Raw genomic sequence first — 20,809 nt, forward strand, 5'->3', positions numbered from 1 at the left:
GACTTGGGCAGGATTTCTACCACGCATCGACGGATGACGACAGATGATGATGGCGAAAGTTTTCACGACGGAAACGATCATTGAAGGGTATCGACAGAACGGCAGATGCCGGTATAGCGTGCCCGCACTCACATCCGTCGATCGGTGAAGCGCCGTCACCCGAGGAGCGCCATGCCCACGTCACGATCCCCCCGTCTGCGACGCCGAGGTCTGCTCGGCGTACCCGCCCTGGTGGCCGCCGCCCTCGCGGTGGCCGTCCGTCCCGGTACGGCGCACGCCGCGCCGAAGGCCGAGTGCCTCGCCGACCTGCTCGGGGAGCAGTGATGGCCACCATTCCCTGGCTGGTGGACGTGCTGCGCGGCGCCGGCGTACAGGTCGTGGTCGAGGGCGACTGGCTCAACCGGATGCGCTCCGGCTCGTTCGACCCGATCGGCGTGCTCTGGCACCACACCGCCGCCACGTCCAGCGCCACCAACCCGCACCCGGCGCTGAACATCTGCATCAACGGCCGGTCCGACCTGCCCGGCCCGCTCTGCCAGGCGCTCGTGGACTACCACGGCGTGTTCCACGTGATCTCCGCCGGCCGGTGCAACCACGCCGGCACCAGCGGCGGCAGCGGCCCGATCCCGGCCGGGGACGGCAACACCCTGATGATCGGGTGGGAGATCGACTACAACGGTGTCGACCAGCGGATGACCACCGCCCAGTACAACGCGAGCATCGCGGCCACCGCCGCCGTGCTCAAGCGGCTCGGCCGGGACTCCAGCTACGCCCGCGGCCACCGGGAGACCAGCACCACCGGCAAGATCGACCCGTCCTTCATCGACCTGAACACGATGCGCGCCGACGTGGCCGCCAAGATGGCCGGCGGTGGCACCGGCTGGACGTCGATCGTGGACAACGCGACGGCGGGCCGGTTCACCGCGAGCGCGAGCTGGGGCACCTCGACGTACTCCGGGCAGCGCTACGGCGCCGACTACCGCTACGCGGACCCGGTCGCCGCGAGCGACGCGGCCTGGTACAAGTTCAACGTCCCCCGCACCGGCAACTACCGGGTCGAGGCGTGGTGGCCGGCGAACGCGGGCTACAACGCGGCCACGCCGTACATCGTCGCCACCACCACCGGCAACCGGACGGTCGTGGTCGACCAGCGGGCGACCGGCGGGCAGTGGCGCTCGCTCGGCACGTTCACGCTGCCGGCCGGGGACGCCAACCGCGTCGCGGTCAGCCGATGGAGCTCCGCCGCCGGCCTGGTCATCGCCGACGCGGTCCGGCTGACCGAGGTCTGACCCCGGGCGTACCGACGCGGCCGGGTGGGCGCCCCACCCGGCCGCGTCCGCCGTCGGTCAGCGCAGCGACCGGAAGGCGGCCCGCATCTCCTGGGCGAACAGCTCCGGCTGCTCCCAGGCGGCGAAGTGCCCACCCCGGTCGAGCGTGTTGTAGTGGATCAGGTTCGGGTACGCCCGCTCGGCCCAGCTGCGCGGCGCGAGCAGGATCTCGTCCGGGAACTGGCTCACCGCGGCCGGGACCTGGACGCCCTTGGCGGCGAAGAACGACAGCGCGTTCTGTGCGTAGAGCCGGGCCGAGGACACACCCGTGTTCGTGAGCCAGTAGAGCGTCACGTTGTCCAGGATGTCGTCGCGGCTCAAGCCGCCGGGCCGGCCGGCGAACGCGGCGCAGATCAGGTCCAGGCTCGCGGCGTCGTGGTCGAGCATGAACGTCGCCAGCCCGACCGGCGAGTCGGCGAGCGCGGTCAGGGTCTCCGGGCGGGTGGTCATGATCAGCGCGTACGCGGAGTGCTTCCAGAAGAAGTCGATCCGCTCGCAGGCGGCCCGTTCCTCGGCCGAGAGCCCGGACGGCAGGTCGGCGACGGGGTTGTTCACGCCGGTGATGCCGGTCTGCAACAGCGCGTCGACGTCCGGCGGCACCACGCACGGCATGTTCGTGTGGATGCCGGCCAGTTCCGGCGGCGCCTGCACGCCGAGCATGTCGGTGATCAGCGCGCCCCAGTCGCCACCCTGGGCCACGAACCGGGTGTAGCCCAGCCGCCGCATCAGTTCGGTCCAGGCGCGGGCGATGTGCTGCGGATCCCAGCCGGGCCGGTCCGGCTTGCCGGAGAAGCCGTAGCCGGGCATCGACGGGATCACCAGGTGGAACGCGTCCGAGGCGTGGCCGCCGTGCGCCGTCGGGTCGGTGAGCGGACCGATGATCTTCAGCTGTTCGATCACCGACCCGGGCCAGCCGTGCGTGACGATCAGCGGCAGCGCGTCGGGGTGCGGCGAGCGTACGTGGATGAAGTGGATGTCCAGGCCGTCGATCTCGGTGACGAAGTTCGGCAGGTCGTTGAGCCGCGCCTCGACCCGGCGCCAGTCGTACCCGGTGGCCCAGTAGCGGGCGAGCGCCTGACTGGTCTCCAGCGGGACGCCCTGCGACTGGTCGTCCACGGTCTGCCGTTCCGGCCAGCGGGTGGCCGCGATCCGGTTCCGCAGGTCCTCCAGGTCCGCCTCCGGCACGTCGACGCGGAAGTCGCGGATGCCGGCGGCGGTACGCGTCGGCGTCATGGTCTTGACGGCCACGGGTTGTCCTCCTCGGGTCGGGTCAGGGACCGAACGTGAAGACGTACGCGCGGAGACCGGGCCGCTCGGCGCGCAGGGTGAGCCGGTGCTCCCCCGGCGTCGCGCCGTCCACCAGCCGGATCATCGCGGCCCGGTCGACGGCGGCCGTGCCGTCCGGGTCCACGTCGGCGCCGCGCGCGTCACCGGCCGGTTTCCCGTCCAGCAGCACCCGAACCGCTGCCGGTCCCTCCGGTCCCGGGTCGGCCACCAGGTTCACCTCACCGGCGGTGAACGGCAGGACCAGTTCCGCCCCGGCGCCGCCCGTCTCGACGTACTCGCCCTCGGCCCGCCAGTCGCCGGTCAGCGCGTACGTGCCGGGCACACCCCGGTCGGCGCCGAGGTAGGTCTCCGGGGTGATCCCGGCGTACGTGGGCTGCGGGCTGGTCACGAACGCGGTCACCTCCGCGGTGACCGGCGGCAGCGCGGGCGTGGGCGTGGCGGCCTCGACCAGCCGCCGGATCAGCGCCTCGGTCCGGTCGTAGCCGCCCTCGCCGATCCAGCGGTCGGCCAGCCGCCCGTCGGCGTCGAAGAGGTACCTGGCCGGCCAGGCGTCGTTGCGCAGGGCCCGCCAGAACGTGTAGTCGTCGTCGATCGCGATCGGGTAGGTGAGCCCGTGGTCGCGGATCGCCCGGTCGATGTTCTCCGGCAGCCGGCCGAACGCGAACTCCGGCGCGTGCGCGCCGATCACCGTGAGCCCCAGGTCGCGGTAGTCGCGATGCCAGGCCCGCACGTACGGGGCGGTGCGGATCCAGTTCACGCAGGTGTACTCCCAGACGTCCACCAGGACCACGCGTCCGCGCAGCTCCTGCGGCGTCAGCGGCGCGGAGTTCACCCACCGGTGGACGTCGATCGGCGGCAGCCGGGTCGCCACCGCGGCCCCCGTCATCCGGCCGCGCCGCGCGGTGATGGTGTGCCGGTCATGCGGGCTCCCTTCCGAGTACGTCCGGCGGCGGTTACCCGGAGGGCGCGGCTTCGAACGGGCCGCCCGCCCGGCCCGCGGGCGTTTGCCCCCGGCCCGGCCGGGTAGGACGCTGCGCCACCCGAGGGCGGGCCGTGCAGGCGGCGTGGGCGGCCGGGACGTCGCGGAGGGTCGATGACGGCTGGACCAGGGCGGGCACAGGCGCCGTCGGGCGAGGTGGTGGAGCTGCGGGTGCACGGCGTCTCCGCGGGCGGGGCCGCCGAGGTGCTGGGCCGGCCGCTGGTCCGGCAGGTCGCGGGTGACCGCAGCGCCGGCTTCTACCGTCCCCGTCACGGACACGCCGACGAGCACGGGGCGGGCGGGGTGACGCTGGAGGCGTACCAGTGGAACGACCTGCCGTCCGGCACCGCGCTGCGTACCCTCTCGCTGCTGTTCCTGATGCCCTTCATGCTGCTCAACGTGGCCGTGTGGATGCGGCCGGGGGACGCGGTCGGCGGCGCGGTCGTGCGGGCGCTGTGCCGGGTGCTGGGGTTGAGCCTGACCGCGCTGTACGTGCTCGCCGGCGCCGGGGTGGCGCTGGACCTGGTGGCCTGGCAGTGCCTGTCCGTCCCGGCCTGCATCGCCGACCGGGAGTGGCTGTCCTGGATGGGCGGGCGGCCGGTGGGGCTGCGGCTCGTGGTGCTGGCGCTGGTCCCGGCCGCCGCGGTGAGCCTGGTCTGGTGGGGCGCCCGGCGGCCGGGTCGCTCGTTCACCGCGTTCCGGGCGCCGGAGCGGGCGTCCGCCGGGCCGCCGCTGAGCACGATCGGCCAGTGGGACGCCGAGCCGCTGATGGGCCGGCTGCGTTCGATACACATCGCGGCGGCCTTCGCCACCCTCGACGGCTGTCTGCTGGCCGCCCGGGCCGCGCAGGGTGTCCCGCCCACTGTGGCGGCGCTGCTGGCGGTCACCGGCGCGGTGCTGCTCGCCTGCGTGGTACTGGTCTGCGTTCCGCCGCTCGTCGACCGGGCGCCCAGCGACCCGCGACGTGACCGGGTCGCCCGTGCGCTGCGCGCCACAGCGGTCGGGCTCACCGTCGTGGTGGCCGGGTACCTGCTGTTCGCCCCGGCCCGCTGGCGTACCGGCGGGGGCCTGCCCGGCTACGGCTCGATCCTGACCTGGCTGCTGGTGACGCACGCGGTCCTGCTGGGCGCACTGGGTGCCGTGCTGCTCTGGCACCGCCTGCGGGTACGCGGCCACCGGCCGCCGAACGGGCTCGGCGCGCTCGTGGTCGCGGCGGCGGCGGGCGGGCTCGCGGTCGCGTACTCCGCCGAGCTGGTCCAGCGCACCGCCGACCTGCTGGACCGGGGCGTGTCCCCGGCGGACGACATACCGGGTCCGGCGCGCGCGTACACCTGGGCGATCTACGGTTTCTTCCGGGCGCTGCTGGTCACGCTGGCGGCCGCCGCAGTGGTGGCGCTGGTGTCCCGGCGCGGCCGGACACGGGCCGCCCAGGCGATCGTCGAGCGGGACTTCCCGGCGCCGCCGGCCGAGGCGGCGCCGCGGCTGCGGCAGGTCCGGACGATGATCGTCCGGGCCCGGTTCACCGACCTGATGGTGCCGTTGGCGGTGCTGTTCGCCGTCATGGCCGGGGCGGGCGCGGCGACCACCGCGATGGCGCTGGTCCGTCCCGAGCCGGGCGAGACGCTGGAACGCCGCACGCACGTCCCGGCCGAGCTGGTCATGTTCGGCATCGAGGTGGGCGGGGTGGCGATCTCGGCTGCGGTGCTGGCCCTGGTCGTCGCCGGGGTCTTCGCCTACCGCAGCCCCGGGTTCCGGCACCACGTCGGCGTGCTCTTCGACCTGGCCACGTTCTGGCCCCGGGCGGCGCACCCGTTCGCACCGCCCTGCTACGCCGAGCGGGCCGTGCCGGAGCTGGCCCGGCGGATCACGTACCTGGTGCACAGCGGCAGCGGGGTGCTGCTCTCCGGCTACAGCCACGGATCGGTGCTCGTCGCCGCGACAGTCCTGCAACTGCCGGCGGAGATCAGCGCACGGGTCGCCCTGCTCACCTACAGCTCGCCGCTGCGTCGGCTCTACGCCCGGTTGTTCCCCGCCTACGTGGGCGACGAGATGCTGCGCGGGATCGGCGGCCGGGTGGGGTGGCGGTGGCGCAACCTGTGGCGGGACACCGACGCGCTGGGCGGATGGATCTTCTCCCCGCACCGCGCGGACGAGCCGGCCCGCGTCAGCGGCCCGGAGGCGGCGGTGGATCGCCGTCTCCGGGATCCGGAGAGCCTGGTGGCGCCGGCCTGGGACAGCGTCCCGCCGCCGATCCAGGGTCACCTCCCGTCCGAGGACGACCCGGCGTACGCCGAGACGGTGCGGGACCTGGCCGGGCGGCTGCGCGCCACCGGACCGTGACGCGGACGGGTGTCACGCCGGAGGGTGGTCCGCCTCGAACCGGTCCCGGGTGAGGAACGCCAGCCTCGCCCGCTTGTCCGGCATGTCGATCTCGTCGCCGAGCGTGAAGCCCTCGATGCGCAGGCGGCGCAGCATCGCGTCGTTGCGCACGTCCGGCTCGACCACCACGCGGCGCGCGGCCGGGTCGCGCAGCAGGAACCGGATCAGGGCCGGGAAGACCGCGCCGGTCAGCGAACCCGGGTACGGCCGGGGCGCGTCGAGCAGCAGGTGCGTCCCCACGTCGCCGGGCTGCACGGGGTAGCGCTCGCCGACCGGGTCCGCCTCCGGCTGGTAGGTCTGGAACAGCCCGATCGGCTCGCCGTCGAGCCGGATCAGGTACGCGTGGTGGGTGTCGAGCCCGTCGACGAACGCGTAGATCTCGCGTACCTCGTCGACGGTGTGCGAGCCCATGCCCCAGAACCGGTTGCGGGGCCGGATCACCCAGCCGTGCAGCAGGTCCGCGTGCCGGTCGGGGCGTACCGGCTCCAGCGCCAGCTCGCCGAGGCCGGGGATCCGTTCCAGGTGGATCACGTCGTCTCGTCTCCCGTCAGTGGGCCGTCGGGCACCGGGATCAGCGTCCCGGCGGCCCAGTGGGTCAGTTGGTCGGCGAAGTGCGGATCGTCCGGGCGCCCGGACGCACCGAAGGGGACGATCCAGCGGCTGGCCGCCCGGTCGGTCAGGTCCCACACGTAGCGGGCCACCGGGCCGCGCCAGCAGGCGTCGGAGATCCCCGGCACGCTGGAGGTGGCCAGCACGCAGTCGGTGTCGCCGCCGAGTGCCACCCGCCGCCGCATCGCTGTCACCGCGTCGGTGATCGCCGGGGCGACGCCGAGGTGCACCGGGTGCAGCAGGTGCCGGCTGCCCCACTCACCGGGCGCCGGGCCGGCGGCCACCTCGGCCAGCGCCTCGGCGGCCGGTTCCGCGAGGTCGAACGCGGCGGCCAGGTGGTCCAGCGCGAGGCCGATCCGGGCGGCCGGGTCGGTCCAGGGGGCGAACAGCTCGTCGAACCCGCACGGCTCGTCGAGGCCACGCAACCTCGGGTGTACGCGCAACCGCCGGGCCAGCGCCGCCCGCCAGGCCGCGTACGCGCCGGCCCCGGCCGAGCCGGCCGCCATCGCCCGGTCCCATCCGCGCAGCCGCAGCAGCAGCGCGCGGGCGGGTTCGTCGAGCCGGTCCGGGTCGAGCCGGTCGAGCAGCCGGTACAGCGGTCCGGCCGGGAGCCGGTCGTCGGTGTGCACTGTGGACGGCTCGGCGCCGTCGGCGAGCAGCGCCCGGATCCGGCGGGCCCGGTGCGGCGGGGCGAAGTCGGCACCGTGCGCTGCGACGTCGTCGCGCCGGTCGTTGGCGCACACCGCCACGCCGTCCACCGGCTCGTCGACCAGCGGCAGGTAGTCGCCCCGCCACCGGTAGGCCGGCTCCCAGGCCGGCACGGGTTCCCGGCGGCAGCGTTCGTCGCGTACCGGGACCAGGCCCGCGACCAGGCGGCGGACGCCTCCCCCGGTGTCGGCGGCGAGCACGCTGTTGACCGGCTCGACCCAGTGGCGCAGCGCTTCGGCGACGTCGCCCGTACGCCGGGCACGCAGCAGCGGCAGCAACGCCTCGAAGCCGAGCCGGGCCTCGACCCGGCTCGGGGTGCGCAGGGCGATCGCCTCGCCGGTGACCCGGTCGTGGTCGATCACCGGCCCGCGGGGCGTCTCGATCACCTCGACCGTCTCCGGAGCGCCGCCGCGAACCTCGATCTCCTCGACGTGGCGCGCGGCGGGCGTCCAGCCGTCGGCGTCGCGCACCAGCACGCGGTCACCGTCGCGGCGCAGCCGTTCGCGGTAGAGGTCCTGGTAGTCGGCCATCGCGTTGGTGACGGCCCAGGCCACGTGGCCGGTGTGGCCGAAGTGCGGCACGCCCGGCACGCCGGGGAAGGCCAGACCGACCACGTCGAACTCCGGGCAGGCCAGCCGGACCTGCTGGTAGACGCCGGGGAGTTCGAGCAGCCGGTGCGGGTCACCGGCGATCAGCGGGCCGCGCCCGGTGGCCGGGTCGGCGGGCACCGCCCAGGCGTTGCTGCCGGACGAGGCCGGTCCCTCGACCGCGAACAGTCCGGCCGCCTCGGGGCCGAGCGTCCGGGCCACGTGCGCGTGCCAGAGCTTGTTCGGGAACGTGGAGAACAGCACGTGCTGGACGAGGAACACGCCGAGCGGCGACCAGGGGTGCCACGGTTCGGGCGCGGTGCCGGTGGCGGCGAACTCCGGCGCGGCGGCGGCGCCCTCGGCGAGTCCGGAGTTGACCCCGTCGACGTACGCCTCGACCCACCGCCGGGTGTCAGGGTCCAGCCGCTCGTAGCAGCGCCGGGCGGTGTCGTCCAGCCGTACGCGGCGGGCGAACCGGTCCCACGCCAGCTCGGCCGGGCCGACGTGGGCGGCCAGGCGACCCTCGGCGCGCCAACGTTCGGCACTGATCTGCCAGGCCCGATCGACAGCGGCGACACGCCCCTGCAGACGCGCCAGCGCGTCGACGTCGCCGGCCCACAACTGGGGCACGCCCCACTGATCGCGATCGACGTGTGTCATCGTCTCGCGCCGCCTCGGCGCGCCGGGCGACGGTTCCGTTCGACAGTCAACTTAGGATAACCTCCCCTAACCGAGGGCGACCTTACCGCGACGCGGGCGGGGCGCCAACCGGCGGTACATGCGGGACAAAGCACCCCGAGTCGTGCTTGCCAGTTAGGCCAGCCTAACCTAACCTGATCGCCGCGGCTGATCGCCGCGCGTCCTGTCCGTACGACCGCTGGGAAGTCGCATGAGTTCGATCGGGAGCCCGACCGGCGCCGCGCCCGCCGACACCGGCAGCGCCGCCGCCACGGCACGCGGCCACCTGTTCAACGCCGGCTCGCTCGGTCGGTACCGGGACGTGCTGGCGCGCGGCGTCGACCGGGTCGCCCGCCGGGTGGGCGAGGCGGACCGGCCGTTCACCGGCGTCACGCCCGACGAGCTGGCGCCGCTCATCGGTGCCATCGACCTGGACCGGCCGCTCGGCGACACCGACGCCGCCCTGGACGAGCTGCACGACGTGTGGCTGCGTGACGCGGTCTACTTCCACCACCCGCGCTACCTGGCCCACCTGAACTGCCCGGTGGTCATCCCGGCGCTGCTCGGCGAGGCGGTGCTCAGCGCCGTCAACTCCTCACTGGACACCTGGGACCAGAGCGCCGGTGCGACGCTGATGGAGCGGCGCCTGATCGAGTGGACCGCCGGGCGCATCGGGCTCGGCGCCACCGCCGACGGGGTCTTCACCAGCGGCGGCACCCAGTCGAACCTCCAGGCGATGCTGCTGGCGCGCGAGGAGGCGTACCGCACTGTGGTGGGCGGCGGCGCGACCGGCCGGCCGGACCGGCCGGAGGTGCTGTCCAGGCTACGCATCCTCACCTCCGCGGCCGGGCACTTCAGCGTGCAAAAGGCCGCCAAGCTGCTCGGCCTGGCCGCCGACGCGGTGCTCACCGTGCCCACCGACGCCACCCGCCGGATGCGCACCGACGAGCTGGCCCGCACGATCGACAGCTGCCACCGCGACGGTCAGGTGGTGATGGCCGTCGTCGCCACCGCCGGCACCACCGACTTCGGCACCGTCGACCCGCTGCCGGAGATCGCCGACATCTGCGCCGCCGCGGGGGTCTGGCTGCATGTCGACGCCGCGTACGGCTGCGGCCTGCTGGTCTCACCCACCCGCCGGCACCTGCTCGACGGCATCGAACGGGCCGCGTCGGTGACAGTGGACTACCACAAGTCGTTCTTCCAGCCGGTCAGCTCCAGCGCGCTGCTGGTCCGCGACGGCCGGGTGCTGCGTCACGCCACCTGGCACGCCGACTACCTCAACCCGGTCCGCGCGGTCGAGCAGGGGCTCCCGAACCAGGTCGACAAGAGCATCCAGACCACCCGCCGGTTCGACGCGTGCAAGCTCTGGCTGACCCTGCGGATCATGGGACCGGACGCGATCGGCACGCTGTTCGACCAGGTCGTCGACCTCGCGGCGCAGGCGTGGCGGCGGCTGGACGCCGACCCGCGCTTCGAGGTGGCCGCGCCGTCGCAGCTGAGCACAGTGGTCTTCCGGTACCGGCCGTCCGGTCTCGCCCCCGATCTGGTCGACGAGGCAAACCTGCACGCCCGCGACGCGCTCGCCGCCTCCGGCGCGGCCCTGGTCGCCGGCACCAAGGTCGACGGCGCCCACCACTTGAAGCTCACCCTGCTCAACCCCGAGACCACAGTGGACGACGTCGCCCACGTGCTGGACCTCATCGCCGACCACGCCGCCTGGTACGCCCGGACCGCGGCCGCCGCCGAGCTGTCCTGCCCGGTCTGACCCCCCGTCGAGGAGAACGAGAATCCCCATGTCGACCCACGACTTCATCGCCGTCGGGCTGGGCCCCTACAACCTCGGCCTGGCCTGCCTCACCGCGCCGATCGACGACCTCGACGGCCTGTTCCTGGAGGCCCGCGACAGCTTCGACTGGCATCCCGGCATGCTGCTCGAATCCACCCGGCTCCAGACGCCGTTCATCGCCGACCTGGTCACGCTCGCGGACCCGACCTCGCCGTACTCGTTCCTGAGCTACCTCAAGGAGACCGGACGGCTCTACCCGTTCTACATCCGGGAGAGCTTCTTCCCACTGCGCGCCGAGTACAACGACTACTGCCGCTGGGCCGCCGGGAAGCTGCCGAACCTGCGCTTCCGGCACAGCGTCACCGCTGTCGAGTACGACGAGAGCGACGACCGGTACGTGGTGCACGCGGACACGCCGGACGGGCCGGTCACCCACCGGGCCCGGCACCTCGTGCTCGGCACCGGCACGCCGCCGTACCTGCCGCCCGCCTGCGCCGGCCTGGGCGGCGACATGATCCACAACTCGCGCTACCTGGAGCACCGGGAGGCGCTGCGGGCCAAGGACAGCATCACGGTCGTCGGCAGCGGCCAGAGCGCCGCGGAGATCTACCACGACCTGCTCTGCGACATCGACACGTACGGCTACCAGCTCACCTGGGTGACCCGCTCGCCCCGGTTCTTCCCGCTGGAGTACACCAAGCTCACGTTGGAGATGACCTCGCCGGACTACGTGGACTACTTCCACGCGCTGCCCGAGCCGACCCGCTACGCGCTGGAGGCCGCGCAGAAGCCGCTGTTCAAGGGCATCAACGCCGACCTGATCAACGACATCTACGACCTGCTGTACGCCAAGAGCCTGCACGGACCGGCGCCGACGCGCCTGCTGACCAACACCGAGCTGGTCGAGGCGGCGTACACCGACGGCCGCTACCGGCTCGGGCTGCGCCACACCGAGCAGGACCGCGCGTTCACCCTCGACACGGAAGGACTGGTGCTGGCCACCGGCTACCACTACCGGGTGCCGGAGTTCCTCGCGCCGGTACGCGACCGGCTCCGCTTCGACGCGCACGGCCGCTTCGACGTGGCCCGCAACTACAGCATCGACCACACCGGCCGGGGCGTGTTCCTCCAGAACGGCGGCACCCACACGCACAGCATCACCTCGCCCGACCTGGGCATGGGTCCGTACCGCAACTCGTGGCTGATCCGGGAGATGACCGGCCGGGAGCACTACCCGGTGGAGAAGACCATCGCGTTCCAGGAGTTCGGCGCGCCGGCCGGAGCCCCGGCATGAGCGAGCGCACCGAGCGAAGCGAGGGCCGCGAGCGCATGCCCAGCCGGCCCCGCATGACCGCGTTCACCCGCGTCGACAACGCGCTGGGCGAGTTCACGCTGCGCCCGCTGGACCCGGACGCCGACGTCGCGCTGCTGCACCGCTGGGTCACCCATCCCAAGTCCGCGTTCTGGCTCATGCAGGACGCCGACGTGGCGGCGGTCGCCGCCGAGTACCGGCGCATCGCCGACCATCCGCACCACGACGCGTACCTGGGTTCGTGGCGCGGCGCTCCGGCGTTCCTGGCCGAGCGGTACGACCCGGCCCGGGTGGAGCTGGTCGGCCTGTACGACCCGGAGCCCGGCGACGTGGGCATGCACTTCCTCTGCGCACCCGCCGACACGCCGGTGCACGGCTTCACCCGTGCCGTCATCACCACGGTGATGGCCTGGCTGTTCGCCGACCCGGCGACGCGCCGGGTGGTGGTGGAGCCGGACGTGCGCAACACGGCGGTGCACGCGCTCAACGCGGCAGTCGGCTTCACAGTCGTCGGCCCGATCCGCAAGCCCGAGAAGGAGGCGCTGCTCAGCGTCTGCACGCGGGACCAGTTCCGGGCCGCCACCGGCGTGCCCACAGGCGAGGAAGGGGCACCGGCGTGAACGCCAGCGCATCCGTGGACCACCTGACCCCCGAGGCGTGGGCGACGGCCAACCGGCTGCTGGTGCGCAAGGCGCTCGCCGAGTTCGCCCACGAGCGCCTGATCACCCCCGAGCCCGACGGCCCGGGACGGTGGCTGGTCCGCAGCGACGACGGCACCGTCGAGTACCGGTTCGCCGCGCAGCGGCTGGCGCTGGACCACTGGGAGGTCGACGCGGACAGCATCGTGCGCCGCCGCGACGGCGCGGAGCTGCCGCCCGACGCCGTGGACCTGTGCGTGGAGCTGCGCGGCGCGCTCGGCCTCACCGACGCGAGCCTGCCGGTCTACCTGGAGGAGATCACCTCCACGCTGGCCGGGACCGCGTACAAGCTCGCGAAGCCCGCGCTGAGCGCCGCCGAGCTGGCCGCCGCCGGGTTCCAGGCGATCGAGACCGGCATGACCGAGGGGCATCCCTGCTTCGTGGCCAACAACGGCCGCATCGGCTTCGGAGTGCACGAATACCACGCGTACGCCCCGGAGGCCGCCGCGCCGGTACGGCTGCTCTGGCTCGCCGCGCACCGCGACCACACCACGTTCACCTGCGCCGACGACCTGGACTACGACACGCTGGTCCGGGCCGAGCTGGGCGAGCAGACGCTGGCCGGGTTCACCGCCACGCTCACCGGGCTGGGCCTGGACCCGGCCGACTACCTGTTCGTCCCGGTGCACCCGTGGCAGTGGTGGAACAAGCTCGCCGTCACGTTCGCCGGTGAGGTGGCCGCGCGCCGGCTGGTCTGCCTCGGCGAGGGGCCGGACGAGTACCTGGCGCAGCAGTCCATCCGTACCTTCTTCAACGTCACCGACCCCGCCAAGCACTACGTGAAGACCGCGCTGTCGGTGCTGAACATGGGCTTCATGCGCGGGTTGTCCGCCGCGTACATGGAGGCGACGCCCGCGATCAACGACTGGCTGGCCGGGCTGATCGAGGGCGACCCGGTGCTCAAGCGCACCGGACTGTCGATCATCCGGGAGCGGGCCGCCATCGGTTACCGGCACCGGCAGTACGAGGCGGCGACCGACAGGTACTCCCCGTACCGGAAGATGCTGGCGGCGCTCTGGCGGGAGAGCCCGGTACCAGGGCTGGAACCCGGGCGGCGGCTGGCCACCATGGCCTCTCTGCTGCACCTGGACCGGGACGGGCGGTCGCTCGCGGCCGCGCTGATCGACGAGTCGGGGCTGGCGCCGGCCGACTGGCTGCGCCGCTACCTGGACGCCTACCTGGTGCCGCTGCTGCACAGCCTGTACGCCCACGACCTGGCGTTCATGCCGCACGGCGAGAACGTCATCCTGGTGCTGCACGACGGCGTGGTCGAGCGGGTCGTCTTCAAGGACATCGCCGAGGAGATCGTGGTGATGAACCCGGAGGCGGACCTGCCGGAGCGGGTGCGGCGGATCCGGGCCGCGATCCCCGAGGACGAGAAGATCCTGTCCATCTTCACCGACGTGTTCGACTGCTTCCTGCGGCACCTGAGCGCCGCCCTGCACACCCGGGGCGTCCTCGACCAGGACGAGTTCTGGCGCACCGTCGCCGCATGCGCCGCCGACTACGCCGCCACGGTGCCGCACCTGGCCGACCGGATGCGCCGGCACGACCTGTTCGCGCCGGAGTTCACGCTGTCCTGCCTCAACCGGCTCCAGCTGCGCAACAACCAGCAGATGGTGGACCTGTCCGACCCGTCCGCCGCGTTGCAGTTCGCCGGCACGCTGGTCAACCCGCTCGCCCCGTACGCACCGCGCGACTGATGGCATGACGGAAGCGGGCCGGCGCATCGCGCCGGCCCGCTTCCGTCGGTGGTGGGGACGATCAGTTCTCCGCGCGACCGGCCCGCCAGTAGCCCATGAACGCCACCGCGCGCCGGTCCATGCCCCGCTCGGTGACCAGGTGCCGGCGCAGGCCGCGGATCACCGCCGCCTCCCCGGCCAGCCAGGCGTAGAGCGCCGCGCCGTCGGGCCGCTCCGGCACCTCCCAGAGGATGTCCCGGTCCACGTCCACCTCGGTCAGCGGCGCGGCGGCCACCGCGACCGGTACCGGCACCAGCCGCCCGGCCAGACCTGTCACGGCCGGGGTGAGCCGGCTGCCGTGCGGGGCGCCGTCGCGGGGCAGCCAGGTCACGGTGACGCCGGCCGGCGCCCGGCAGGGCAGCTCGTCGCCGGTCTCCGGCACCTCCACCAGCGCGTGCCCGCGCGCCTCGGCGGGCAACCGCTCCAGGATCGCGCAGATCGCCGGCGCGGCGGTCTCGTCGCCGGCCAGCAGCAGCGTCGCGCCGGCCGGCGGCTGGAACTCGACCCCGCCGTGCGGGCCGTCCCACCCGGCGTCCGGGCCGACGACGGCGATCCGGTCGCCGAGACGCGCCCGCCGGGCCCACCGGGTGGCCGGGCCGCCGTCGCCGTGCAGCGCCATGTCCACGTCCACCTCGTACGCCTCCGGCCGGACGGCGCGGACCGTGTACGTGCGGATCGGGCTGCGCAGCGCGTCCGGCAGCTCACGCCACCGCGGGAACCAGTCCGGCCCGTCGGGCAGCTCCCCCGGCGCGCCGTCGACCGGCGGCAGGGCCAGCTTGATCCGCTGGTCGTACCCGTTGTCGGCGAACCGGTCCAGGTCCGGGCCGGTGAGCGTCACCCGCAGGAAGGACGGGCCGAGCCGGCGTAGCGCGCGGACCTCGACGGTGAAGACTCGCCAGGGCGCGACGGCCAGGGTGCTGGTCATGCGTCATTCCTCTCACGGCCGGTGGGGGCTGCGTCGGTGAACGGGCTAACGGGCGGCTGCCGCGGCGCGGGAACGCCACAGCAACCAGACGAAGTACGGGGTGCCGATCATGGCGGTGACCAGACCGGCGGGGACCTGGGCGGGAGCGATGACGCTGCGGCCGAGCGTGTCGGCGAGGCTGACCAGGGTGGCGCCGAGCAGCACCGCGACCGGCAGGACGCGGGTGTGCCGCCCGCCGACGAGCGCCCGGGCCGCGTGCGGCGCGACCAGGCCGACGAAGCCGATCACGCCGACCGCCGACACGGCGGTCGCGGTGAGCAGCGCCGCCAGGCCGAGCGCGACCAGCCGGGCACGTTCCAGCCGGACGCCGAGCACCCGGGGCGTGTCGTCGTCGAGCGCGAGCAGGTCCAGCTCGCGGCGCACGGCGGCGACCACCGGCAGCGCGATCAGCAGCGCGATCGCCACCGGCAGCACCTGCGGTGCGGTACGCCCGTAGGTGGAGCCGGACAGCCAGGTCAGCGCCTTGCCGGTGTTCCACGGGTCGGACGACACCACGATGAACGTGATGATCGCCGTCCCGCCCTGCCAGACCGCGAACCCGATCAGCACCAGCCGGTCGGAGTTGAGCCCCCGCCGCCGGGCCAGGCCGTAGACCAGCGCGAACGCGACGACCGCGCCGAGACCGGCGGCGCCGGACAGGGCGAGCACGCCGGCCATCGGCGCGAACGTCAGCAGCGACACCGCGCCGATGCCGGCACCGCCGGTGATGCCGAGGATGCCCGGTTCGGCCAGCGGGTTCCGGCACACCGCCTGCACGGTGGTGCCGGCCAGGGCCAGCGCGGCGCCGGCCAGCAGCGCCGCGGCGACCCGCGGCCAGCGGGCGTCCAGCACGAATGTGTACGCCGGTCCGGTGCGGCCCTGCACCCAGTTGACGATGTCCCCGAGCAGCACCCACGTGTCACCGGCGAGCATGCCGAGCACCAGCGCGGCGGTGACGACGACCGCGCAGACCGCGACGACGGTGGCGACGAAGCCGCGGGAGCGGACTGCGGCGTGGCCGCCCGGCGCCTGCCGGGTCGGTCCGGCGTCGCGGTGGCGGCGGGCCAGCCAGACCAGCAGCACCGCGCCGAAGAGCGTGGTCACCACGCCGGTCGGCACGTCGACTCCGGCCTGCCCGCCGAGCACGGCGCGCAGCAGCACGTCGGAGCCGAGCACGATGACCACGCCGACGATGCCGGACAGCGGCATCAGGATGCGGTGCCGGTGCACCTCGGGCACCCACCGGCCGAGCAGCCGGACGATCACCGGCGCGCCGAGGCCGACGAAGCCGATCGGGCCGGCCAGGGTGACCGCCGCGGCGGAGAGCAGCACGGCCAGCAGCACGACAGTCAGCCGGGTACGGCGCACGTTGAGCCCGAGCACGGTGGCGGTGTCGTCGCCGAGGGCCAGCAGGTCCAGCCGGTGCCCGAGGGCCACGAGCACCAGCGCGGCGACCCCGATCACGGGGGCGAGCTGGGTGAACGCGACCAGGTCGCCCTGCACGAGCGAGCCGTTGCCCCAGGCGAACAGGCCGATGGTGGCCTGCTCGAACAGCAGCATGAGCAGCATGGTCAGCGAGGAGAGCGCCATCGCGGTGGCCGAGCCGGCGAGGATGAGCCGGGTGGTGGCGGCCTGACCGCCGGCCGAGAGCAGCATGACCAGGGAGGCGGCGGCGAGGCCGCCGCAGAACGCCAGCCCGCCCGCGGGCAGCGCGGGCAGCGCGATCCCGAACGCGGCGGTGGCGACGATCGCCAGGTGGGCGCCCGCGTTGACGGCGAGCGTGTCCGGCGAGGCGAGCGGGTTGCGGGTGGTCGACTGCAACGCCGCGCCGGCGAAGCCGAGCGCGACGCCGACGGCCAGGCCGGTGAGCAGCCGGGGCAGGCGGGAGGCGACGAGCACCCGGGCGGTCTCGTCGTCGCCGCCGGTGAGCAGCCGGAGCAGGTCCAGCGCCCCCACCGAGGAGGTGCCCTGGGTGAGGTGCACCGCGGTGATCGCGACGAGCAGCGCGGCGGCGAGGGCGAACGCGCCGGCCACCCGGCTGCGCCGGGCGGGCGGCGGCCCGACCGGGGCCGGCCGGGTGGCCGGCCCCGGCGGGGCGGGGGCGGTCATCGCGCTCAAGCCGTGTAGACCTTGACCAGCTCGTCGATGTACTGCTTGGCGGACAGCGTGCCGCCGAAGGTCCAGATGCCGTTGGGCATCTTGTGCAGCTTGTTCTGCTGGACGAACGGCAGGGAACGCCAGATCGCGTTGCCGGCGAGGCCGTCGGCGAACACGTCGGTGCCGTCCGAGGCGTTGTAGAAGAAGTGCACGTCCTGGCCCTTGAGGACGGTCATGCCCTCGACGTCGGTCTGGCCCAGGCCCCACATCTCGTCGGTCTTGCCGGTCCAGGCGTTCTTGAGGCCGAGCTGGATGCCGAGCTGGGAGACGAGCGCGCCCTGGCCGAACATCCGGATCGAGACGGTGCTGCCCTCCTTCCAGCCGTCGGCGATGGCGAACTGCTTACCGGCCGCCCCGGCGTCGGCGATCTTCTTCTTGCCGTCGGCGAGCGCGGCGTCGAAGTCGGCGAGCAGCTTGTCCGCCTGCGCGGTACGGCCGGTCGCGGTGGCGATCATCTTCAGGTCCGCGCGCATCCGGCCGATGTTGTCGGAGGCGTCGCTGCCCTTGGTGACCAGCACCGGGACGTACTTCTCCAGCTGGGTGACGACGGCGGAGCCGCGCTCGGCCTCCATCACCACGAGGTCCGGCTGGAGGGCGACGATGGAGTCGACGCTCGGCTCACCCCGGGTGCCGACGTCCTTGACGCTCGCGTCGAGCGGGGCGGCGGTCACCCAGGTGGCGTACCCCTTCGGGTCGGCCACGCCGACCGGCATCACGCCGAGGCCGACGAGCATCTCCACCTCGCCCCACTCCAGGCCGACGACCTTGGTGGCGGGGCTCTTGAGGGTGATGGTCTTGCCCCGGCTGTCGGTGACGGTGACCGGGCCGGTGGACGCGGCGTCGGAGGGGGACGGTGCGGCGGCGGGCTCCTCGGTGGTGCCGCAGCCGGCGATCAGCAGCGCGCTCGCCGCGGCGGCGACGAGCAGGGTCAGACGGGTACGCAGCATCGGTTTCTCTTCTGTGTGCAGGAGTCGGTCAGGCGGAGACGCGGGTCGTGTGCCGGCCGACGGGACGAGTGGAGAGCAGGTTGGTGACCGGGTCGACGCTCACCTCGACGCGGATGCCGTACGCCTCGGTGAGCGCCTCCTCGGTGAACACCTCGTGCGGCGTGCCGGCGCCGCGGACCCGGCCTTCGTGCAGGAGCACGACCTGGTCGGCGACGGCGGCGGCCTGGTTGAGGTCGTGCAGCACCACACCGACGGCGACGCCGGCGGTGTCGGCGAGTTCGCGCATCAGGTCGAGGATCTCCACCTGGTAGCGCAGGTCCAGGAACGTGGTCGGCTCGTCCAGCAGCAGGATCGCGGTGTCCTGGGCCAGGCACGTGGCCAGCCAGACCCGTTGCAGCTCGCCGCCGGACAGCTCGTCGACCGGCCGGCCGGCCATGCCGTCGACGCCCGTCACCCGCATGGCCCGGTCGATCGCGGCCGGTCCGTCGAGGTCGTTCGCGCGCCACCGCTGCCGGTACGGGTGCCGGCCGTACCCGACCACGTCCCGCACCGTCACCCCGCTGGGGGTGGGGCGGCTCTGCGCGAGCAGCGTGACCCGGCGGGCGAAGTCCCGGGCGGACAGCGCCCGGGCCGGCGTGCCGTCGGCCAGCACGATCTCGCCGTGGTCCAGCGGGTGCAGGCGGGCCAGCCCGCGCAGCAGCGTCGACTTGCCGCTGCCGTTGGGGCCGACCAACGCGGTCACCGCCGCGGGCCGCAGCGTGATGGCGGCGTCGTGCACCACCGTCGTGCCGTGGTAGCCCAGCCGCAGGTCGCTGCCGCTCAAGCCGTCGGCTCGCACCGTTCTGCTCGTCACGGAGGTTAGGCTAACCTAATCAACGATCACGCTGTCAAGCCGGTCCTTCGGTCGGAATCGGCGACCCGCCGCGCATTGACACCGGTCGCGTGACGGGCGGTCACGTCGCGGTAGGCAGCGGCGACCCCGGCCAGCCCCCGGCCCAGCTCGGCGCCGCGCACCCCGGCGTACCCGATGACCAGCGCCGGTGGCCGGTCGTCGGCGCGCAGGGCGTAGAACCGGCCGCCGCGAACCAGCACGGACCGGCGCCGCGCGGCGGCCACCATGGACTCCTCAGCACACCAGCGGGGCAGCACCAGGTACGTCTGGAGGCCGCCACTGGCGTCGAGCGGCGCCACGCCGGGCAGGTGGCGCGCGACGTGCTGGCGTACCGCCTGGCCGCGGCGCTGGAACTCGGCGCGCAGCCGGCGCAGGTGCCGGTCGAACGCGCCGGTGTCCACGAGCCGCGCGAAGGCGAGCTGGTCCAGCCCGGAGCAGCCGATGTCCCAGCCGGCCCGGACCCGCTCGATCGAGGCGGCCAGCCCGGTCGGCGCGGCCAGCCAGCCGAGCCGCAGCGCCGGGGCGAGGACCTTGCTGGCGCTGCCCGCGTAGACCACGCGGTCCGGCGCGACGCTCTGCAACGCGGGCATCCGCTGCGCCGGTGGCACGAACGCGGCGTCGAAGTCGTCCTCGACGACGTACCCGTCCACCGCCCGCGCCCAGTCGAGCAGTTGCTCCCGGCGCCGCCGGCTCAGCGGAGCGCCGGTGGGGAACTGGCTGGCCGGGGTGGTGAGCACGGCGCGTACGCCGGTGGCGGCCAGCTCGTCGACGCGGATGCCCTCCCGGTCCACCGGCACGCTCACCGGCCGCAGCCCGGCGTCGGCGATGAACGCCCACTCCCCCGGGTGCCCGGGATCCTCGACGCCGATCGCCTCGTGTCCCTGGTCGCGCAGCACCCGGCAGAGCAGCGCCAGCCCCTGGGCGAAGCCGGACGTGATCATCAGGTGCTCGGGGCGGACGCGGACGCCCCGGACCCGGCCGAGGTAGCCGGCGAGCGTGCGGCGGACCGGCGGCAGACCGGACGGCGGGGCGTAGCCCAGTTCCCGCGGCCCGGCCGAGCGGAGCACCGCGCCGACACAGCGGATCCAGTCCTGGCGCGGGAACGTGGACACGTCGGTGCCGCCGGCGCGCAGGTCCCACACCTCCGGCGCGGGCGCCTCGTCGGCGGTGAGCGCGGAGGCGACACCGGCGCGCGCGGAGTCCGCCACCGAGGTGCCGGAACCGCGCTGCGACGTCAGGTAGCCCTCGGCGCAGAGCTGTTCGTACGCCTCGACGACCACGGTCCGGGACACGCCGAGATCAGTCGCGAGCTGCCGGGTCGACGGGACGCGCGTCCCGGGGCGCAGCGTGCCGTCGGTGATCCGGCCGCGCAGAGCGTTGCGGAGCTGCGCCGACAACGTTTCGCGCGCGTCGCCGTCAATTGACAGATTCAGATGCCACACCGATTGGTCCTCTCCCCGGTCACCGAAGTGGTATGGACAGCGGGAACCGCACTTGGTGAAAGTGTTTCCCGGGACCGCAACCCATTCCCGGCCGAACCCGGGGGGTGCCGCGCGTCCTTTTCAACGGGGGAAGTCCGATCTGTCACCGAACGCGGCCCAGCCGGTCCGCGTGGGGGCATCCGGGCTGCTCAAAGGGGGGTTCCACAGTGTCCTCATTGTCGACTGCGGTGGGTGCGGAAACCACAGACCACCGTTCGGAGACGCCGGGAGGCACGACGCCGGCCGACCGCATTCCGATTTCCGTGACCTCA

At 73.8% G+C, this 20,809-nt stretch carries 16 protein-coding genes; 7 read left to right on the top strand and 9 right to left on the bottom strand.

The window, feature by feature from the left end; genetic code table 11:
• Positions 1-171: 171 nt before the first annotated feature.
• Both FB454_RS34985 and FB454_RS23125 read left to right on the top strand, forming a co-directional pair.
• The gene (locus FB454_RS34985; RefSeq protein WP_013285768.1) at positions 172-324 is read left to right on the top strand and encodes a hypothetical protein; all 153 of its coding nucleotides are present in this window, start codon (positions 172-174) and stop codon (positions 322-324) included.
• Entirely contained in the window at positions 324-1,289 is a 966-nt protein-coding gene (locus FB454_RS23125) for a golvesin C-terminal-like domain-containing protein (protein WP_030268833.1), read from the top strand. The genes FB454_RS34985 and FB454_RS23125 overlap by 1 nt, the downstream gene beginning before the upstream one ends.
• Positions 1,290-1,346: 57 nt before the next feature.
• Here FB454_RS23125 and FB454_RS23130 read toward each other — a convergent pair whose 3' ends face one another.
• Positions 1,347-2,576 (bottom strand): epoxide hydrolase family protein, encoded by a 1,230-nt coding sequence (locus tag FB454_RS23130; protein WP_145823467.1) that lies wholly within the window; start codon positions 2,574-2,576, stop codon positions 1,347-1,349.
• Between the two features lie 22 nt (positions 2,577-2,598).
• A complete protein-coding gene (locus tag FB454_RS23135; RefSeq protein WP_145823468.1) occupies positions 2,599-3,501 on the bottom strand; it encodes a thioredoxin family protein in 903 nt (300 codons plus the stop codon).
• 207 nt (positions 3,502-3,708) lie between these two features.
• Between FB454_RS23135 and FB454_RS23140 the strand changes: the two genes are divergently transcribed.
• The gene (locus FB454_RS23140) at positions 3,709-5,934 is read left to right on the top strand and encodes a hypothetical protein (RefSeq protein WP_145823469.1); all 2,226 of its coding nucleotides are present in this window, start codon (positions 3,709-3,711) and stop codon (positions 5,932-5,934) included.
• A gap of 12 nt (positions 5,935-5,946) precedes the next feature.
• On the opposite strand, the gene FB454_RS23145 is transcribed toward FB454_RS23140, so the two are convergent.
• Together FB454_RS23145 and FB454_RS23150 are read right to left on the bottom strand one after the other, a co-directional pair.
• Positions 5,947-6,504, bottom strand: coding sequence for a GNAT family N-acetyltransferase (locus FB454_RS23145; protein WP_013285764.1), 558 nt, complete (start codon positions 6,502-6,504; stop codon positions 5,947-5,949).
• Positions 6,501-8,537: a penicillin acylase family protein gene (locus FB454_RS23150; RefSeq protein ID WP_013285763.1), complete on the bottom strand. Its 2,037-nt coding sequence runs from the start codon at positions 8,535-8,537 to the stop codon at positions 6,501-6,503. The genes FB454_RS23145 and FB454_RS23150 overlap by 4 nt, the downstream gene beginning before the upstream one ends.
• Before the next feature lie 229 nt (positions 8,538-8,766).
• Between FB454_RS23150 and FB454_RS23155 the strand changes: the two genes are divergently transcribed.
• Genes FB454_RS23155 through FB454_RS23170 form a run of 4 tightly spaced genes read left to right on the top strand, consistent with a single transcriptional unit; the run spans position 8,767 to position 14,057 of the window.
• Positions 8,767-10,323 carry a pyridoxal phosphate-dependent decarboxylase family protein gene (locus FB454_RS23155; RefSeq protein ID WP_013285762.1) on the top strand — a complete coding sequence of 519 codons (1,557 nt, stop codon included), beginning with the start codon at positions 8,767-8,769 and terminating at the stop codon, positions 10,321-10,323.
• 28 nt (positions 10,324-10,351) lie between these two features.
• Positions 10,352-11,638, top strand: a complete 1,287-nt coding sequence (locus FB454_RS23160; RefSeq protein WP_145823470.1) for a lysine N(6)-hydroxylase/L-ornithine N(5)-oxygenase family protein — start codon at positions 10,352-10,354, stop codon at positions 11,636-11,638.
• A gap of 53 nt (positions 11,639-11,691) precedes the next feature.
• The gene (locus tag FB454_RS23165) at positions 11,692-12,276 is read left to right on the top strand and encodes a GNAT family N-acetyltransferase (RefSeq protein WP_145823479.1); all 585 of its coding nucleotides are present in this window, start codon (positions 11,692-11,694) and stop codon (positions 12,274-12,276) included.
• Positions 12,273-14,057, top strand: coding sequence for an IucA/IucC family protein (locus tag FB454_RS23170; RefSeq protein WP_145823471.1), 1,785 nt, complete (start codon positions 12,273-12,275; stop codon positions 14,055-14,057). Before FB454_RS23165 ends, FB454_RS23170 begins: the two co-directional genes overlap by 4 nt.
• A 61-nt stretch (positions 14,058-14,118) precedes the next feature.
• Here the strand turns inward: FB454_RS23170 and FB454_RS23175 are convergent, their stop codons facing one another.
• The 5 genes from FB454_RS23175 to pdxR are packed head-to-tail and all read right to left on the bottom strand — an operon-like array spanning position 14,119 to position 20,498.
• Positions 14,119-15,021 (bottom strand): siderophore-interacting protein, encoded by a 903-nt coding sequence (locus tag FB454_RS23175; protein ID WP_013285758.1) that lies wholly within the window; start codon positions 15,019-15,021, stop codon positions 14,119-14,121.
• A 45-nt stretch (positions 15,022-15,066) separates the two neighbouring features.
• Complete coding sequence (locus FB454_RS23180) at positions 15,067-17,169, bottom strand: iron ABC transporter permease (RefSeq protein WP_030268811.1); 2,103 nt, start codon at positions 17,167-17,169, stop codon at positions 15,067-15,069.
• Between the two features lie 5 nt (positions 17,170-17,174).
• Positions 17,175-18,164: an ABC transporter substrate-binding protein gene (locus FB454_RS23185; RefSeq protein WP_013285756.1), complete on the bottom strand. Its 990-nt coding sequence runs from the start codon at positions 18,162-18,164 to the stop codon at positions 17,175-17,177.
• Positions 18,165-18,192: 28 nt separating this feature from the next.
• Positions 18,193-19,002, bottom strand: coding sequence for an ABC transporter ATP-binding protein (locus FB454_RS23190; protein ID WP_145823480.1), 810 nt, complete (start codon positions 19,000-19,002; stop codon positions 18,193-18,195).
• Between the two features lie 41 nt (positions 19,003-19,043).
• Entirely contained in the window at positions 19,044-20,498 is a 1,455-nt protein-coding gene (gene pdxR, locus FB454_RS23195) for a MocR-like pyridoxine biosynthesis transcription factor PdxR (protein WP_145823472.1), read from the bottom strand.
• Between the last annotated feature and the right edge of the window lie 311 nt (positions 20,499-20,809).

It is taken from the genome of Micromonospora sp. CNZ297, assembly GCF_007827625.1.

What these genes read in the sequence shown, in the direction of transcription:
- FB454_RS34985 (WP_013285768.1), top strand. Translation starts at nt 172, where the DNA reads ATGCCCACGTCACGATCCCCCCGTCTGCGACGCCGAGGTCTGCTCGGC.
- FB454_RS23125 (WP_030268833.1), top strand. Translation starts at nt 324, where the DNA reads ATGGCCACCATTCCCTGGCTGGTGGACGTGCTGCGCGGCGCCGGCGTA.
- FB454_RS23135 (WP_145823468.1), bottom strand. Translation starts at nt 3,501, where the DNA reads ATGACGGGGGCCGCGGTGGCGACCCGGCTGCCGCCGATCGACGTCCAC.
- FB454_RS23140 (WP_145823469.1), top strand. Translation starts at nt 3,709, where the DNA reads ATGACGGCTGGACCAGGGCGGGCACAGGCGCCGTCGGGCGAGGTGGTG.
- FB454_RS23150 (WP_013285763.1), bottom strand. Translation starts at nt 8,537, where the DNA reads ATGACACACGTCGATCGCGATCAGTGGGGCGTGCCCCAGTTGTGGGCC.
- FB454_RS23155 (WP_013285762.1), top strand. Translation starts at nt 8,767, where the DNA reads ATGAGTTCGATCGGGAGCCCGACCGGCGCCGCGCCCGCCGACACCGGC.
- FB454_RS23160 (WP_145823470.1), top strand. Translation starts at nt 10,352, where the DNA reads ATGTCGACCCACGACTTCATCGCCGTCGGGCTGGGCCCCTACAACCTC.
- FB454_RS23165 (WP_145823479.1), top strand. Translation starts at nt 11,692, where the DNA reads ATGACCGCGTTCACCCGCGTCGACAACGCGCTGGGCGAGTTCACGCTG.
- FB454_RS23175 (WP_013285758.1), bottom strand. Translation starts at nt 15,021, where the DNA reads ATGACCAGCACCCTGGCCGTCGCGCCCTGGCGAGTCTTCACCGTCGAG.
- FB454_RS23180 (WP_030268811.1), bottom strand. Translation starts at nt 17,169, where the DNA reads ATGACCGCCCCCGCCCCGCCGGGGCCGGCCACCCGGCCGGCCCCGGTC.
- FB454_RS23185 (WP_013285756.1), bottom strand. Translation starts at nt 18,164, where the DNA reads ATGCTGCGTACCCGTCTGACCCTGCTCGTCGCCGCCGCGGCGAGCGCG.